This window comes from Streptomyces polyasparticus (assembly GCF_014493765.1).
GTDB lineage: Bacteria > Actinomycetota > Actinomycetes > Streptomycetales > Streptomycetaceae > Streptomyces > Streptomyces polyasparticus.
In genome coordinates this window covers 487,398-504,244 of record NZ_JACTVJ010000007.1, presented here as the reverse complement: position 1 = coordinate 504,244, position 16,847 = coordinate 487,398, and the positions used below count along the sequence as shown (strand labels likewise).

Annotated in this window: 14 protein-coding genes; 9 read left to right on the top strand and 5 right to left on the bottom strand. The window is 71.8% G+C overall.

The features are described 5' to 3' along the window. Nucleotides 1–29: 29 nt before the first annotated feature. The 3 genes from grpE to H9Y04_RS17875 all read right to left on the bottom strand — a co-directional run bounded on the left by grpE (nt 30) and on the right by H9Y04_RS17875 (nt 3,184). Nucleotides 30–695, bottom strand: a complete 666-nt coding sequence (gene grpE / locus H9Y04_RS17885; protein ID WP_187814865.1) for a nucleotide exchange factor GrpE — start codon at nt 693–695, stop codon at nt 30–32. Next, nucleotides 692–2,545 carry a molecular chaperone DnaK gene (dnaK, locus tag H9Y04_RS17880; protein WP_187814864.1) on the bottom strand — a complete coding sequence of 618 codons (1,854 nt, stop codon included), beginning with the start codon at nt 2,543–2,545 and terminating at the stop codon, nt 692–694. The genes grpE and dnaK overlap by 4 nt, the downstream gene beginning before the upstream one ends. 93 nt (nt 2,546–2,638) lie before the next feature. After that, nucleotides 2,639–3,184, bottom strand: a complete 546-nt coding sequence (locus H9Y04_RS17875; protein WP_187814863.1) for an arsenate reductase/protein-tyrosine-phosphatase family protein — start codon at nt 3,182–3,184, stop codon at nt 2,639–2,641. Between the two features lie 132 nt (nt 3,185–3,316). Between H9Y04_RS17875 and H9Y04_RS17870 the strand changes: the two genes are divergently transcribed. Then, nucleotides 3,317–4,468 (top strand): putative hexosyltransferase, encoded by a 1,152-nt coding sequence (locus H9Y04_RS17870; RefSeq protein WP_187814862.1) that lies wholly within the window; start codon nt 3,317–3,319, stop codon nt 4,466–4,468. A gap of 28 nt (nt 4,469–4,496) precedes the next feature. Here H9Y04_RS17870 and H9Y04_RS17865 read toward each other — a convergent pair whose 3' ends face one another. Together H9Y04_RS17865 and H9Y04_RS17860 are read right to left on the bottom strand one after the other, a co-directional pair. Then, nucleotides 4,497–5,939, bottom strand: coding sequence for a tyrosine-protein kinase domain-containing protein (locus H9Y04_RS17865; protein WP_187814861.1), 1,443 nt, complete (start codon nt 5,937–5,939; stop codon nt 4,497–4,499). 112 nt (nt 5,940–6,051) lie between these two features. Further along, nucleotides 6,052–6,984: a GDP-L-fucose synthase family protein gene (locus H9Y04_RS17860; RefSeq protein ID WP_187814860.1), complete on the bottom strand. Its 933-nt coding sequence runs from the start codon at nt 6,982–6,984 to the stop codon at nt 6,052–6,054. Between the two features lie 168 nt (nt 6,985–7,152). Between H9Y04_RS17860 and H9Y04_RS17855 the strand changes: the two genes are divergently transcribed. From H9Y04_RS17855 to H9Y04_RS17820, 8 genes are all read left to right on the top strand, one after another. Further along, entirely contained in the window at nt 7,153–7,956 is an 804-nt protein-coding gene (locus H9Y04_RS17855; protein WP_187815113.1) for a glycosyltransferase family 2 protein, read from the top strand. Beyond that, nucleotides 7,953–9,362 carry an O-antigen ligase family protein gene (locus H9Y04_RS17850; protein ID WP_187814859.1) on the top strand — a complete coding sequence of 470 codons (1,410 nt, stop codon included), beginning with the start codon at nt 7,953–7,955 and terminating at the stop codon, nt 9,360–9,362. Before H9Y04_RS17855 ends, H9Y04_RS17850 begins: the two co-directional genes overlap by 4 nt. Beyond that, nucleotides 9,341–10,366 carry a GDP-mannose 4,6-dehydratase gene (gene gmd / locus H9Y04_RS17845; RefSeq protein ID WP_187814858.1) on the top strand — a complete coding sequence of 342 codons (1,026 nt, stop codon included), beginning with the start codon at nt 9,341–9,343 and terminating at the stop codon, nt 10,364–10,366. Before H9Y04_RS17850 ends, gmd begins: the two co-directional genes overlap by 22 nt. A 13-nt stretch (nt 10,367–10,379) precedes the next feature. After that, complete coding sequence (locus H9Y04_RS17840) at nt 10,380–11,471, top strand: glycosyltransferase family protein (protein WP_187814857.1); 1,092 nt, start codon at nt 10,380–10,382, stop codon at nt 11,469–11,471. Then, complete coding sequence (locus H9Y04_RS17835; RefSeq protein ID WP_187814856.1) at nt 11,468–12,949, top strand: lipopolysaccharide biosynthesis protein; 1,482 nt, start codon at nt 11,468–11,470, stop codon at nt 12,947–12,949. Before H9Y04_RS17840 ends, H9Y04_RS17835 begins: the two co-directional genes overlap by 4 nt. Beyond that, entirely contained in the window at nt 12,922–14,067 is a 1,146-nt protein-coding gene (locus H9Y04_RS17830; protein WP_187814855.1) for a glycosyltransferase family 4 protein, read from the top strand. The genes H9Y04_RS17835 and H9Y04_RS17830 overlap by 28 nt, the downstream gene beginning before the upstream one ends. 96 nt (nt 14,068–14,163) lie before the next feature. After that, nucleotides 14,164–15,240, top strand: a complete 1,077-nt coding sequence (locus H9Y04_RS17825; protein ID WP_187814854.1) for a glycosyltransferase family protein — start codon at nt 14,164–14,166, stop codon at nt 15,238–15,240. Continuing rightward, complete coding sequence (locus H9Y04_RS17820) at nt 15,237–16,808, top strand: beta-N-acetylhexosaminidase (protein ID WP_268980479.1); 1,572 nt, start codon at nt 15,237–15,239, stop codon at nt 16,806–16,808. Before H9Y04_RS17825 ends, H9Y04_RS17820 begins: the two co-directional genes overlap by 4 nt. Nucleotides 16,809–16,847 lie beyond the last annotated feature (39 nt).

Sequence of the window (16,847 nt, the reverse complement as noted above, 5' to 3'; positions counted from 1 at the left end):
CCTCACGTATACCGATGGATCCGTCCGCGTCAGCCCTCGTCCGGGCCACCGCTCTCCTTGCCGTCCTCGGCGGCGGCCTCCGCGGAGTCCGCCTCCTTGACCGTCTGCGCGCCCGGCTGCGGCTCGGCCACGGCCACCCGCGCGGGGCGGATGGTGCGCTCGCCGATGCGATACCCGGGCTGCAGGATCGCCACGCAGGTCGTCTCGGTGACGTCCGGCGCGTAGGAGTGCATCAGGGCCTCGTGGATCGTCGGGTCGAAGGGCTCGCCCTCCTTGCCGAACTGCTGCAGGCCCATCTTCGCGGCGACCGTCTCGAGCGATTCGGCCACCGACTTGAACCCGCCCACCAGCTCGCCGTGTTCACGGGCGCGGCCGATGTCGTCGAGGGTCGGGAGCAGCTCGGTCAGGAGGTTCGCGATGGCGATCTCCTTGACCTGGATGCGGTCCCGCTCCACACGGCGGCGGTAGTTCTGGTACTCGGCCTGCAGCCGCTGGAGGTCCGCGGTGCGCTCACCGAGCGCGGTACGGACCTGGTCCAGCTGGGCCGTCAGAGCCACTGTCGCGTCCCCGGCCGGGGCCGCCCCCTCCTTTTCAGGAGCGGGGGCGGCCTTCGGCTCGGCGGCCTCGGAGGTGTCGCCGGAGGAGACGTCGCTGGGCTCGTTCTGCTCGTCGAACCCGGGGGTCTCCTCGGTCACGCGGCACCGTCCTTCGGCTTCTCGTCGTCGACGATCTCGGCGTCCACGACGTCGTCGTCAGCGGCCTTGGCCTGGTCCTGCGGACCGGCGTCGGCGCCGCCGGCCGCCTGCGCGGCCTGGGCGTCGGCGTACATGGCCTGGCCCAGCTTCTGCGCGACGACCTGGACCTTCTCGGTGGCGGTGCGGATCTCGGCCGTGTCCTCGCCCTTGAGCTTCTCCTTCAGCTCGGTGACGGCTTCCTCGACCTCGGTCTTGACCTCACCGGGGACCTTGTCCTCGTTGTCCTTGAGGAACTTCTCGGTCTGGTAGACCAGCTGCTCGCCCTGGTTGCGGGACTCGGCGGCCTCCTTGCGGCGCAGGTCCTCGTCCGCGTACTGCTCGGCCTCCTGGCGCATGCGGTCGACCTCGTCCTTCGGCAGCGAGGAGCCGCCGGTGACGGTCATCTTCTGCTCCTTGCCCGTGCCGAGGTCCTTCGCGGTCACGTGCATGATGCCGTTGGCGTCGATGTCGAAGGAGACCTCGATCTGCGGGACGCCACGGGGCGCCGGCGGCAGACCGGTCAGCTCGAACATCCCGAGCTTCTTGTTGTACGCCGCGATCTCGCGCTCGCCCTGGTAGACCTGGATCTGCACGGACGGCTGGTTGTCCTCGGCCGTCGTGAAGATCTCGGACCGCTTGGTCGGGATCGTGGTGTTGCGCTCGATGAGCTTGGTCATGATGCCGCCCTTGGTCTCGATACCAAGCGACAGCGGGGTCACGTCGAGGAGCAGGACGTCCTTGACCTCACCCTTGAGCACACCGGCCTGCAGGGCGGCGCCGATGGCGACGACCTCGTCCGGGTTCACACCCTTGTTGGCGTCCTTGCCGCCGGTCAGCTCCTTGACGAGCTCGGCGACGGCGGGCATACGGGTGGAGCCGCCGACCAGGACCACGTGGTCGATCTCGGACAGCTGGATGCCGGCGTCCTTGATGACGTTGTGGAACGGGGTCTTGCAGCGCTCCAGAAGGTCGGACGTGAGCTGCTGGAACTGGGCGCGCGTGAGCTTCTCGTCCAGGTGCAGCGGGCCCTCGGCGGAGGCCGTGATGTACGGCAGGTTGATCGTGGTCTCGGTCGAGGACGAGAGCTCGATCTTCGCCTTCTCGGCGGCCTCGCGCAGGCGCTGGAGCGCCATCTTGTCCTTGCCGAGGTCCACACCGTGACCGTTGTTGAACTGCTTCACCAGGTAGTCGACGACGCGCTGGTCCCAGTCGTCACCACCGAGGTGGTTGTCACCGTTGGTGGCCTTCACCTCGACGACGCCGTCGCCGATCTCGAGCAGCGAGACGTCGAAGGTGCCGCCACCGAGGTCGAAGACGAGAATGGTCTGGTCGTCCTTGTCGAGACCGTAGGCCAGGGCGGCGGCCGTCGGCTCGTTGACGATACGCAGAACGTTGAGACCCGCGATCTCGCCGGCCTCCTTGGTGGCCTGACGTTCGGAGTCGTTGAAGTACGCGGGCACGGTGATGACCGCGTCCGTGACCTTCTCACCCAGGTACGCCTCGGCGTCCCGCTTCAGCTTCTGCAGCACGAAGGCGCTGATCTGCTGCGGGTTGAACTTCTTGTCGTCGATCGAGATGTTCCAGTCGGTGCCCATGTGGCGCTTCACCGAGCGGATGGTCCGGTCCACGTTGGTGACGGCCTGCCGCTTGGCGACCTCGCCTACGAGAACCTCACCGTTCTTCGCGAAGGCGACGACGGACGGCGTGGTCCTGGCGCCCTCGGCGTTGGTGATGACGGTGGGCTCGCCGCCTTCAAGAACGCTGACGACAGAGTTAGTCGTGCCCAGGTCGATGCCGACCGCACGTGCCATTTCGAATCCTCCATACGACTTGAGTGGAACTGGCTCAAGGATGACATGGCATACGGGCTAACGCAACAGACCTGAGTGGGCCCGACTCAACTTTTATCCCGTCCTTACGGGCAACTCCGGGCGCGAAAGCCGGTGCGCGACCTCCACCACCGCCGCATTGATGTCCTCGGCGCACTCGCGCAGCACGTCGTACCCCTGTTCCCAGGGATCCGCGATGTCATCCGCGCCGGCCGCGGGCACCGGCAGCCGCCCCCTCGCGGCGGCCGCCGCGGCCACCGCCCCGGCCCCCGGCTCCGGCTGCACCGCGCCGGTCAGACGGACGAACTCGCGCAGCGTGAAGCAGCGCCGCAGTGCCGAGGGGCAGAGCCGGACCGCGGCCTCGCGGTGTTCGCGGGCGAGACCGAGCACAAGGTCGGAGCCGGCCACGAGCTCCTCGGTGAGCTGCCGCGAGACGAACCCCGGGCCGGTGGCGCCGAAGCGGGCGAGGACCGAGCGCGTGGCCGCGTCCATGCCCGCGCCGCGCACCGCTTCCGTACCCGCGCTGGACACCCGCAGGCCGGGTGCGTGCCGGGCGAGCAGACGTTCCGCGAGCACCGAGCGGTGGACGTTTCCCGTGCAGACGAACAAGACCGACACCACGACATGAGCTCCGTTCACTGAGAAACCCACCGGATAGACACGGTTAGACACTGATAGACACCAAGAAACACGCTGAATAGAGAAGTATGCGGACAGATTAGACAGTTGCGAGGAAGAAGAGGGCAGGCAGTCATGGCTCTGGCGGACATCGCCCCACGTCTGCGCACCGGCGGTCTCGCCGTGGCGCGGGAACCGGCCGTCGCGGTCCTCGCCTATCTCGCCGCGCGCGCCGCCGGTGCCATCGCCCTCGCCGGCTGGGCGCTCGCGGGCGGGCGCCCGCTGCTTTCCCCCTTCACGCAGGTCGGCGACGCCCGCTGGTATCTCGCCATCGCCCGGCACGGGTACGCCGCGGACGTGGCGGCCTACCCGAACCCGAAGGAGCCGATGGCGTTCTTCCCGCTCTACCCCTGGCTGGTCCGCACGGCCGACCTGGTGCTCCCCTTCGACACCGCGGCCTGCGCGCTGCTGCTCTCCTGGAGCGCCGCGCTGCTCACCGCACTCGGCCTGTTCCGCCTGGGGACGCTGCTGCACGGCCCGCGCACCGGTGTCCTGCTCGCCGTCCTGTGGGGCGTACTGCCGCACGCGGTCGTGGAGTCCATGGCGTACACCGAATCGCTCTTCACGGCCTGCGCGGTGTGGAGTCTGTACGCGGTGCTGCGGGGCCAGTGGGTCGCGGCCGCCGCGCTCGCGGTGGCCGCCGGGCTCACCCGCCCCACCGGTATCGCGGTGGTGGCGGCCGTCTGCGTGGCGGCCCTCGCCGCCCTGCTCCACAGGCGCCGTCCGTACGCGCCGCTCCTCGCCGCCCTGTTCATCGCCCCGCTCGGCTGGGCGGGTTACGTGCTCTGGTCGGGCCGGGCCTTCGGCGGCGGACTCACCGGGTACTTCGCCATCCAGGGCTCGTGGGGCTCGCACTACGACTTCGGCGCCGGGTCACTGCACCTGGTCGCCGACCAACTGGCCGCCGGACGGCCGGAGATCGCGCTCGCCCTGGTGACCGCGGGCGCGGCGCTGGTGGCGCTGATCGTCGTGGGCGTCCGGCAGCGCCAGCCGCTGCCGCTGCTCGTCTTCAGCACGGTCCTGGTGGCCATCGTGCTAGGCGGCGACGGGTACTTCCACTCCCGGCCGCGCTTCCTGCTGCCGGCCTTCGGCCTGCTCCTTCCGCTCGCCGTGCTCCTGAGCCGGCTGCGCACGCGGACGGCCGCGGCGGTCCTGGCCGCCGCGGCCGTCCTCTCCGCGCTGTGCGGGGTCTATCTCGTCGCGCACACCGGCACCGCCGTGCTGTGACGGTCCGTCACAGCACCGTGCGTACCGGCTACTTGTCCCCCGCGAGATACGAGAGCGCCACACCCTCCCGCGCCCGGTTGGTGCGCGGCACCGGCATCCGGTGGCGGCCCTTCTCCTCGGACCTCGGCTCGTAACTCCCGTACGTGCCATAGCCCTTGGACTTCGCCGTGGGCACCACCGAGAAGACCGTCCCGAGCGTGCGCACCCCCACCGTGCGCAGCGCCTCGGTGGCCATGCGGACCTGCTCGCGGGAGGTCTTCGACGCCCGTACGACGAGCAGGGCGCCCTGGGCGAGCGGGGCGAGGCCGACCGTGTCGGCGACCGGGAGCAGCGGCGCGGTGTCCACCACAACCGCCTCGTAGCGCCCGGCGAGGTCCTTCAGGGTCTCGGCCATCCGCGCGGAGGCGAGCAGTTCGGTCGGGTTCGGCGGTACGGCGCCGCTGGTCAGGACGGAGAGGCCGCCCGGGCCCTCCTGCATGACGTCGTCGAGCCCGGCGCGGCCGATGAGCACCGTGGTCAGGCCCGCGTCCTGGACGAGCCCGAACGTGCGGGCCACGCACGGGCGGCGCAGGTCGGCGTCGACCAGACAGGTCCTGATCCCCGCCTCGGCCAGCGAAAGGGCGAGGTTCGCCGCCGTGTTGGTCTTGCCCTCGCCCGGCATCGAGCTGGACACGACCAGGACCTTGGGCCGCTCGTCGACCTGCGCGAACTGCAGGTTCGTGCGCAGCCTGCGGAAGGCCTCGGCGCGCGGCGAGTGGCCGGGTACGGCGTTCACGAGCGGGTGCTCGGGTGCTTCCTTGTCGAACGGGATGATGCCGAGCACCGGGAGCCCGGTGAGTTCGGCGAGCGCGGTGTGGTGCTTGAACGTGGTGTCGAGGGTCTCCAGGAGCACGACGAGGGCGATACCGCCGAGCACCCCGGCGAGCAGACCCGCGGCAAGGTTGAGCAGCGCGTTGGGCGCGACCGGCACCGACGGTACGGCCGCGTGCTCGGTGATGCCGAGACGCACCGGCGCCGTCCGCGCACCGGCCGGGGTCTCCAGCTCCTCCACGACCTTCGCGAACCGCTCGGCGACCTCGTCGGCCACGGCGGCCGCGCGCCGCGGATCGGTGTCGGCGACGCGGATGTTGATCAGCACGGTGTTGAGCGGGGCCTCGGCCGTGATCCGCGAGGCCAGGGCGCGCGGCGTGGTGTCGAGGTCCAGGTCGCGCACCACAGGCTCGGTGACCTGGTCGGTGGCGACGATGGCCGCGTACGACTGGACCCGCGCCTGGGAGAAGTTCTGCCCCTGGTTGAGCTGGGTGGTGTCCCCCTCGGCGCTGTGGGTCGCGACGAACAGCTGGGTGCGGGCCTCGTACACGGGGGTCGTGACGGCGGTGACGGTCCAGCCCGCCGCGATGCCGAGCAGCAGGACGGCGGTGGCCAGGGGCCACCGTCTGGCGATGATCTTGAGGAATCCGCGGAGATCCACGGCGTACTCCTGACTGTGGGGAGTGCAGGGCGAGGGGGGTACGGGGTGGAGCAGGGGACGTACGGGTGGGAGCGGGCAGCGGTACGGGGACGAGCGGGGGAGCGGACAGCGGTTACGCGCGGGCGCGCAGCCAGTCGTAGGTCTGGCGCACGCCCTCGCGCAGGGAGATCTCGGGCTTCCAGCCGAGCGCGTTGATCACCGAGGTGTCGAGCAGCTTGCGCGGGGTGCCGTCGGGACGGCTCGCGTCCCAGGCGACCGTGCCGCGGTAGCCGACCGTCTCGGCGACCAGCTCGGCGAGTTCGCGCAGCTCCACGTCCTCACCGGTGCCGACGTTGACCGGCGCGTCCCCGTCGTAGTGCTCCAGGAGGAACAGGCAGGCCCGCGCCAGATCGTCGACGTGCAGGAACTCGCGCCGTGGCGTGCCGGTGCCCCAGTGCGTGATCTGCGCGGCCTTGCGGATGTGCGCCTCGTGGGTGCGCTGCAGCATGGCGGGCAGGACGTGGCTGGTGCGCGGGTCGAGGTTGTCGTTCGGCCCGTAGAGGTTGGTGGGCATCGCGGCGATGTACGGCAGTCCGTACTGCCGGCGCATCGCCTGTACGTGCAGGATGCCGGCGATCTTGGCGATGGCGTACGCGTCGTTGGTGGGTTCCAGGGCGCCGGTGAGCAGCGCCGACTCGGGGATGGGCTGCGGAGCGTACTTGGGATAGATGCAGCTGGAGCCGAGGAAGAGCAGCCGCTGGACGCCGAACTCCCGTGCCGCGTCGAGCACATTGAGCTGGATCCGCAGGTTGTCGGAGAGGAAGTCGACCGGCCGCGCGGCGTTGGCGGCGATGCCGCCGACCCGGGCGGCGGCCAGGACCACGGCCTGCGGGCGCTCGGCTGCGTACAGTCTGCGCACCGCGTCGCGGTCCCGCAGATCGGTCACGTCCGACGAGCGCAGGAGCAGGTTGGTGAACCCCTGCGCGGTGAAGTGGCGGACGAGGGCCGAGCCGACGAGTCCGCGATGACCGGCGATGTGCACTCGGGCGGTGCGACGGAGTTCCAAGCTGCGTCCTCTTCGGATCGTGGCGGCGCCCCGGCCTGCTCGCGGGCGGGATACCTGACCTACTCGTGGCGGTATGTCCAAACCATGAGATTAGTCAGTTATGCGGCATTCTCCCGGTAGCGCCCTACCCGAGGAGCTCAAGTGGTGCAACCCCTCGTGGCCGTTCTGATGACCAGTCACAACCGCTGCGCGACAACCCTGTCGGCGCTCGACTCCCTGAAGCGGCAGTGCGATCTGTCGGCCGGCACCGAACTGCAGATCCATCTGGTCGACGCAGGCTCCACCGACGGCACCCCCGAAGCGGTACGCCGCCACCACCCCGACGTGGCCCTGATGAGCGTCGGCGACGACGTGTTCTGGGGGCACGGGATGCGGATCGCCAGCCGCAACAGCCGCGGCGCCGACCGCCCGCCCTTCACCCACCAGCTGTGGCTCAACGACGACGTGGTCCTCGACGACGACGCGCTCGCCCACCTCCTGACGGTCGGTCACCAGGAGCCGGGTGCGGTCGTGGTGGGCGCGGTGCACGACGGGGAGCGCACCACCTACTCGGGCCGCCGCGGCCCCGGTCTCGACCTGGTCGAACCCACCGGACGGCCCGAGCCGTGCGACACGTACAACGGCAATGTGGTGCTCATCCCGAGCGCCGTACGCGCCCGGGTCGGCGATGTCGACAAGCGTTTCCCGCACGGCATGGGCGACTACGACCACGGCTTCCGGGTCCGCAAGGCCGGCATCCCCGCCGTGGTCGCCCCGCGCCACATCGGCCGCTGCCGCCGCAACCCCCCGCTGACGGGGTCCCGCGAGCCGGGCATCGGCCCGCGCGAGGCGCTGCGCCGGCTCGCCTCCACGCGTGAACTGCCGCCGCGCGCCTGGTGGCGGTACTGCCTGCGGCACACGGGCTACCGGGCGCCGGTCCTGATGATGTCGCCGTATGTGAAGACGCTGGTACGGGCCGGGGTGGGCCGGTGAAGCTGGACGGACGGCTGCTCCTTTGGGTCCTCGGGCTCGGCACCACCGCGCTCGCGCCGTTCCTGCCGCACATCAGCCACGGCTCCGACCGGCAGAGCGACCAGCCGTATCTCTCGGGTCCGACACTGCTGTTCTCGCAGGCCCTGGTCCTCGCGGTGCTCGTGATCGCCATGATGCTGCTGCTCGGTCCCACCATGCGACGGCTGCGGCTGCGCTCCCTGGACACCCCTGACCTGGTCGTGAGCGGCCCTTCGGCCCGGGTCGCCCTGGCCGCCGCACTGTTCACGGCGGCCGGGATCGTGTCGGCGGTGCTCAGCAACCAGGGCCGCACCGGCGCGATGGCGCTGGTCGGCCCGCTGCTGTTCGCCACCCTCTACCTGACGTCGCACCAGCCCTTTCCGCAGCTCCTCGGCCAGCTGCGGATCATCCTGCGCTGCTACGTCTACGGCTCGCTGCTCTCGATCGTGCTCATGCCGCACGACTGGGCGTTCCTGCTGCCCGGCGACGGCGGCACCGGACGGGACTATCTCGGCACCGGATGGGGCCAGTTGATGGGCCTGTCCGGCAACCCCAACGCGCTCGGCCCCCTCGCGGCCACCGCGCTGCTGCTCGAGGTCTGCTCGGTCGCCCGCCGCGGGATGTGGCCGCTGCACGCGGCGGCCGCCCTGTTCACGCTGCTGCTCACGCAGTCGAGGACCGCCTGGGTGGCCGCGGCCGCGGTGGTCTTCCTGCACATCGACCCTCGGCACACGGTGCGCAAGGCCGCGGTGCTCACCGTCGGCGGCGCGGCCCTCGCCGTCACGGCCCTGCTGCCGGGCACCCAGGCGCAGCTCCTGGCGACCGTCGCCGACCCGCAGTTCGCCGAGGCCAACGGACGCACGCTCGCCTGGCGGCTGGCCTGGGAGGAGTTCCTGCGCGAGCCGCTGTTCGGCTACGGCCCGAACCTCTTCGACCCCGCGCACCGGCTGCAGCTCTTCGGCACGGAGGACTCCTGGATCGGCCAGGCCCACAACCAGGTGCTCCACACCATGGGTTCCGCCGGTCTGTTCGGTCTCCTCGGACTGACGGCGCTCCTGGTGACCATGACCTTCCACGCGCGCCGGACGTCCGCCGACACCAAGGGCCTGTCCGTCGCTCTCGTCGCGCTCTTCCTCGTGTCCTGCGCCACCGAGTCGCCGCTGCGCAACCTCAGCGGCCTCTCCGACCGCGTGCTCTTCGTCGTCGTCATCTGGTGCGTCCTGGTCGCCCGGCCGCACGCCGACACCTCCGGCCCTGACGCCGGCATCTCCGGCCCGCGCACCGACATCCCCCGGTCCACCGCCGGCCAGGACCCGCCCACCGGGTCCGACCTCCCCCGCCCCGCCTCTTCGCCCCTGGAGCGACCATGTCCCGCCGTATCGCGCTGATCACCGGTATCACCGGTCAGGACGGCTCGTATCTCGCCGAAATGCTGCTGTCCAAGGGGTACGCGGTGCACGGCCTGATCCGCCGCTCCTCGACCTTCTCGACCACCCGGATCGACCACCTCTACCAGGACCCGCACGAGCCCGACGCACGTCTGCGGCTCCACTACGGCGACCTCGCGGACGGCTCGCGGATCACCACGCTCCTGGAGCAGATCCAGCCCGACGAGGTCTACCACCTGGCCGCCCAGTCACATGTACGGGTGTCGTTCGACGAGCCCGAATTCACGGGCACCACCACGGGGTTGGGCACGACCAGGCTGCTCGAAGCGATCCGGATGACCGGGCTGCCCTGCCGCTTCTACCAGGCGTCCAGCTCCGAGATGTACGGCATCACCGCACCTCCGCAGTCGGAGACGACGCCCTTCCACCCGCGCTCCCCGTACGCCTGCGCCAAGGTCTACGCGTACTGGATCACCCGCAACTACCGGGAGGCGTACGGGATCCACGCGGTCAACGGGATCCTGTTCAACCACGAGTCCCCGCGCCGCGGCGAGACCTTCGTGACCCGCAAGATCGCGCGGGCCGCGGCCCGGATCGCGCGCGGCGAGCAGCAGTACCTGCACCTCGGGAACCTGGAGGCGCGCCGCGACTGGGGCTATGCGCCCGAGTACGTGGACGCCATGTGGCGGATGCTGCAGACGGACACTCCCGACGACTACGTGGTGGCCACCGGCACCAGCTACAGCGTCCGCGACTTCCTGACCTTCTGCTTCGCGCACGTCGGCCTCGACTGGGAGCGCCATGTCCGCTTCGACGAGCGGTACCTGAGGCCGTCCGAGGTCCCGGATCTCGTCGGTGACGCCTCCAAGGCCGAGCGCGATCTTGGCTGGAAGCCCGCCGTGCTCACCCCGGAACTCGCCCGGATCATGACGGACGCCGAGCTCGCGGAGGTCCCCGGAGCCCGCACGCCCGCCGCCGCGCCCGCCCCGCAGCCCCAGGTCTGACGGGAGGCCCGCCATGACCGCGCCCACCGTGCTGCACCTCACCAACGACACCCACCCCGAGGTCCACCTCAGCTTCGGCAAGGCCTTCCGCGAGCTGGCCGCCGACGGTCTGCTCACGCACGTACCGCTCGCGCCCGTCGCGCTGCTCGCGCGCGACGGCCGCGAGGAGGCGCTGCGCGAGATCCGCCGGGTGGCCGAACAGGCCCGTCCGGAGCTGGTTTTCGTGCAGACGCCCGGCCGCTTCCCCTGGACCGACAAGGACGTGGCGGACCTGCTGCTGGCGCTCGACGCACCGACCGTGGTGCTGTGGGAGGGCGATCCCTGGGGCGGCCGCAAGGCGCTGCCCGCCTCCCTCGTCGCATGGCTGAGGTACGCCGACACGGTGTACACCGTCGGTCTCGGCGTCCAGGGCAAGCTGCTCGGCCGCCACACCGCACGGCCGCCGCGCTACATCTCGCAGACCGTGCCCGAGCGGCTGTGGACCGAGGACCCGGTGCCGCATCCGTCCGGGGCCGCGTACGACGTCCTGCACATCGGCAGCTGCTTCGTACGGTTCGGTCTGTTCGAGCGGATCGACGGGGCGCGGGAGCGGGTGCGTCTCGTCCGTTCGCTGCAGCGGCTGCCCGGCTGCCGGTTCGGGGTGTACGGCAACGGGTGGCGCGGCCCGGGCGCGCTCGGACCCGTTCCGTTCGACGACCAGCTGACGGCGCTGCGCACGGCGCGGATCAGCGCCAACTGGGACCATTTCGCAGGCCGGGACGGGTACTTCTCCAACCGGCTGCCGATCAGCCTGTTCGCCGGCCGCCCGCATGTGACGACCCGGCCACTCAACGCCCCCTGGCTGCCGGGTCCCGAGTGCGGTCTGCACCTTGCGGACTCGCCCGCCGAGGCGGTCGCCCTGGTGAAGGAACTGCTGCGGGCCGACCCGGAGGAGCTGCACACGGCGGGCCTCGCCGGGCACCGCTGGGTACGCGAGCGACTCACGAACCTCAACGCCCTGCGCCACATGTTCAGTTCACATCTCGACGTCCCCCCGCCACCCGCCGACCCGTGGGCGGCGATCGCGGCGACGGACGAGACCGGCCGGGTGCCGGAACCGGTATGAGCCGCCGCGTCGCGCGCGGATTCGCCTGGTCCACGGGCGGATCCGCGGTCTCGGTGGCGGTGCTGCTCTGCTACACCGCCGTGACCGCCCGGCTCGTCGCCCCGGACTCCTTCGGCCGCTACGCGCTCGCCTGCACCCTCGGCTCCCTCTTCGGCTACGTGGCCGCGGCCGGCCTGCCCACGTGTCTGCTGCGCGCCGACCGCCTCACCCGGCCGCTGGTGCGCAGCGCCCTGACCGTCGGCGCGGTCACCGGCGCGGGCAGCACCGCCGCGGTCCAGGTGGCGGCGCTCGGGCTGGGACGGTGGGCCGACGCCGAGACCGTACGTCTGGTCCAACTGCTCGGCGTACAGCTGCTGTTGGCGCCCCTGAGCGGGACAGCGCTCGCCGTGCTGCGGCGGGCGGGACAGGCCCGGCAGGCGGCGCTCCTCGAAACCGGCGGACAGGTCGCCGGCTGCGCGGCGGCCCTCGGGCTGCTGCTCGCCGGCTGGACCCCCTGGGGACTCGCGGCCGCCGCGCCCGCCGCCTCCCTGCTCGTCCTCGCCTGGACGGCGGCGGGCGGCACGCTGCACCGGCTGCCCGGCGGTCCCGCCGTGCCCGTACGCGAACTCCTCGGCCAGTCCGGGTTCTTCGCCGGATACGGCATGGTCCAGTCGGCCACCAACAACGCACCCCTGTGGTGCGCCTCCGCCCTGTTCGGGCCCGCCGCCACCGGCTGGTATTCGCGCGCCTCGCTGGCCACCGGCATCCCGCTCACCGCGCTCGCGCAAGGGCTGCAGCGGGCCGCGTCCCCCGAACTCGCCGAGGCCCGCGCCCGCGACGGCGGAACGCTGCCCGCGCGAGCCGCACAGGACCTGCTGTGCGTGACGTCGGGCGTGGGCTTCCTCGGCTTCGGTGCCGTGGCCGCCACCGGGCCCGACTGGCTGCTCATCCTGCTCGGCCCCGGCTGGGAGACCGCCGCCGCACTGCTGCCCGCCCTTGCGCTCGGCGCGGCCTGCGCGCTCCTGTGCTCCACGGGCAACTCCCTCGACCAGATCCGACGCGCGCCCCGCGCCTCCCTCGTCACCCAGGCCGCGGTGATCGCCGGCACCGCCGCGGCCATCGCCCTCGCCGCCCTCACCGGAAGCCTCACCGTCCTGGCCCTGGCCACCACCGCCCCCGCGCTCGGACACAGCCTGCAGCTGCGGCGCTGGAGCCGGCACTCCGTACTGCCCGCCGCCCCGCTGCTACGGGCCCATCTCATGCACGCCGCCCTGGGACTCGGCCTGTTCGCGGCAGGCCGGACAGCCACGCTGCTCGCCCCCGGGGGTTCTTTCACGCAGGCCCTGCTCTCCACCGCTGCCGTGCTCACCGCCGCCGTGGCCTGCCGCCCGTGGTGGCGGCGGGTGCCCGCCGTCCGTACCGCCCTGGGCCGCGGCGCGGCCCCCTCCGCCCTCCCCTCGCAGGAGCTCGTATGCGCATCGCCCTCACCGGCCCGGTAGACCTCGACCCGCTGCGGGAGGCCTTCGACGCCCCGCTGCCCCCGGTCCATCCCGGGCCGTCCACCGGCTGGCTGGCCCGCACCTGGTGGGAGCAGGGCCACGACATCACCGTGGTCGCCCTCAGCGACCAGGTGCGCGAGCGCAGCGAGTTCACCGGTGAGCGGCTGCGGCTCGTCGTGGTGCCGATGCGCGCGCAGGGCCGCGCCCGCGACCTGTTCCGCGCGGAGCGGCAGGGGCTCGCCGCGGCGCTGCGCGAACAGCGGGTCGACGTGGTCAGCGCGCACTGGACGTACGAGTTCGCCCTGGGCGCCCTCGCCTCGGGACACCCCACGTGCGTGACGGCCCGCGACACCCCGCTGCGCTACGCGTGGGAGATGCGCAGCGGCTACCGCTGGGCCCGGCACACGATGGCCGTGCCCGCCGCCCACCGCGCCACGGCACTGAGCGCCAACAGCCCTTACACAGCAGACCACTTCAGGCGCTGCCTCGGAGTCCGCCGGCCCATCGAGGTCATCCCCAACGCCGTACGCGCCGACGCACTCCCCACCCAGCGGGCGCCCGAACCGGGCCGCGCCCCGGTGTTCGCCACGGCCTCGCAGGGCTGGGGCCGCTGGAAGAACACCGCCGCCGCGCTGCGGGCCTTCTCGCTCGTACGGGAGCGGCTGCCCGAGGCGCGGCTCGTCATGTTCGGGGTCGCGCACGAGACCGGCGGGGCCGCCCATTCCTGGGCGAAGAACCAACAGCTCACCGAAGGCGTGGAGTTCGCCGGTCCGATCCCGCACGCGCGGCTGCTCGAACGCCTCGCCGCCGAGGCGCATGTCCTCGTGCACCCCTCACGCGTGGAGTCCTTCTCGATGATCTGCGCCGAGGCGCTCGCCCTCGGCATCCCGGTGGTGGCCGGCCGCAACAGCGGTGCGGTGCCGTGGGTGGTCGGGCAGGCCGGGCATCTCGTCCGGGTCGACCGGCCCGCCGAGATCGCCGGGGCCATGCTGCGGCTCGCACAGGATCCTGAACACCGGCTGGCGCTCGGCGAGTTGGGGAGCAGGCGCGTCCGCACCGAGTTCTCGATGACCGACACCGCTCAGGCGTACGTGTCGTGGTTCGCCCGCACGCTCTGAACACGCACGCTCTCAGCACGCACGCTCTCGCCCCGGACGAACTGACGCCGCGCACCCCACCCCCTCGCACCTCGAACCCTCAGCCCAGGAGCCTTCATGGCCGAGCCTCCCCTCGTCCTGCAGATCAGCAACGACGTCCGTGACGACGGCGCCGACAACTCCTTCGTCCGCGCCTTCGCCGCACTCGCCGCCGAAGGCCTCGTACGGCACCGGTATCTGGCCCCGGCCGTGACACTCCTGGACCTCGCCGGGGTCGCCGCGATGGAGCGCCCCGACCTGGTGCTCGTCCAGAGCCCTCAGTCACGCGCGTGGACCCGCCCGCAGGTGGACGAGGTGCTGCGCCTGCTCGGCGATCCGCCGCTGGTCGTCTGGGAGGGCGACGCCTGGGGCGGGTGGCTCAAGCGGCCGCGGGAGAGCAATCTGCACTGGATGCGGCGGGCCGCCGCGGTCTTCAGCGCCGCCGGCGGCGAGCAGCTCGACCTGCTGCACCGGGCCACCGGTGCCCCGGCCTACTACGCGCCCAACGTGGCCCCGCTGCGGTTCGCGGCCGACACCGCCGACCCCGGCCCGGCCGGCCGCGAGGTGGCGTTCCTCGGCACGCGGCGCACCTTCCTGGGGGTCGAGCTGCTGCCCGACGACCGCGGCCGGCTCGCCCTCGTCCGGCTGCTCGACCGCATGGACGGCTGTGATCTCGCCGTGTACGGGCGCAGCTGGCGCGGCCGGTACGCCCGCGGCCCGGTGCCATACGGCGAGCAGCTGACCGCGATGCGGCGGGCTCTGGTCACGGCCGGCTGGAACCGCTACCGGCGCTACGACGGCTACGCCTCCGACCGCCTGCCCATCGCCCTGTGCGCCGGCCGCGTGCACGTCACCTCCCGCGAGGCGGACCTCGACTGGCTGCCCGGACCCGAGGACGGACTGCACCGCCTCGACACCCCGCGCGAAGCGGCGGACCGCGTACGGGAGTTGCTGACGGCAGACCCGCGGGAGCTGCTCGCCCAGGCGGCCCGCGCCCGAAGCTGGGCCGTCCGCCACCTCACGGAGACCCAGTTCCTGCGCCATCTGCTCGCGCCGTTCCTGCCGGTCGCGGCGCCCCGGGGCGGTCCGTGGCCGCACTTGTCACAGCCCACCCCCCTGCGCCTGGCCGGGGCCGGACAACCGGAGCACGTATGAACCCGACAACTGCCGCGCGTCCGAAGGTCACCCTGGCGGCGGCGATCGGTGCCGTGAGCTTGGCCGCCGTACTCTGCACTGCGACCGCTGAACCGGCGCCGGCCGAAGCCAGGCCTGCAGGCGGCCGCAACGCCGTCCCATCCGCTGTGCCCGCTTTGCGCGAATGGCACGGCACCCAAGGCGCGTACCACTACGACCCGACGCGGACCCGCATCGTGCGCAGCCGGGCACACGCCGAGGCGCTGGCCGACACCTCGCGCACCTTCGCCGCCGATCTGCGGGAGCTGACCGGCTCCGCACCGGCCGAAGTCACCGGCACCACGGACACGTTGAGGCCCGGCGACCTCTACCTCACCCTCGGCTCCGCCGATCGTGCTCTCGGGCGCGAGGGATACGCACTCCGTGTCGGCAGGTCCATGACCGTGGCCGCCCGCACCGACCCCGGCGTGTTCTACGGCACCCGTACCGTCCTCCAGCTGCTGCGCCAAGGGCACACCGTCTCGGCGGGGACCGCGCGTGACTGGCCGCTCAAGCCGGAGCGCGGCCTCATGGTCGATGTCGGCCGCAAGTACTTCACCCCGCGCTGGCTGGCCGCCCACATCAAGGAACTCGCCTACCTCAAGCTGAACTACCTGCACCTGTATCTCACCGACAATGAAGGCTTCCGTATCGAGAGCGACTCCCACCCGGAGGTCGTATCGAGCGAGCACCTCACCAAGAGCGAGATCAGGCAGCTGATCGCGCTCGCAGCCCGATACAAGATCACGGTGGTACCCGAGATCGAGGCACCGGGGCATATGGAGGCCATCCTGGACACGCACCAGGAGCTCCGGCTCACCGACGAAGACGGCAACGCCCGCCGCGGTGCCGTGGACCTGACCAATCCGGCCGCGTACCGCCTCGTGAAGGACCTGTACACCGAGTATCTGAAGCTCTTCCCCGGCCCCTACTTCCACATCGGAGCCGATGAGTACGGGGCCAACGGCGAGAGGTTTCCCCATCTCCGCGCGTACGCCCGGAAGCGCTTCGGTCCCAGGGCCGATGCGAAGGACGCGTATCTGGCGTTCATCAACTGGGCGAACCGGCTGGTCCGTTCGCACGGGAAGACGGCTCGCGCATGGAGCGACGGCGCGCACGGCGGAGGGGTCGTCAAGGTCGACCCGAATGTGGTCCTCGAAGTCTGGTACACGCACGGTCTGCCCCCGCAGCAGCACGTGGACAACGGTCACCTGATCACCAACGCCAGCTGGAAGCCCACGTACTACATCCTGGGCGGCAACAAGCCCGACAGCGTTTTCGGCTACGAGCGGTGGCACCCCCATCTGTTCGAGGGCGGCCGGACCCTGGCGCCCGCACACCACTCCCGCAGCCTGGGCGCGAAGCTGCACGTGTGGTGCGACATCCCCGGCCAGCAGAACGAACAACAGGTCGCCCACGGCCTGTACCGTCCGCTGCGCATGCTGTCCCAGCAGGTGTGGGGGTCCCCGAAACCGGCGGCGACCTGGGCGGACTTCCAGCCGGTGATCGACCGCGCAGGCCGCAGCCCAGGATGGGCGCTCACGCCGTGACGCCCTGCACCGGGCGCCGCGCGGGCCCAGGGTCTGTCC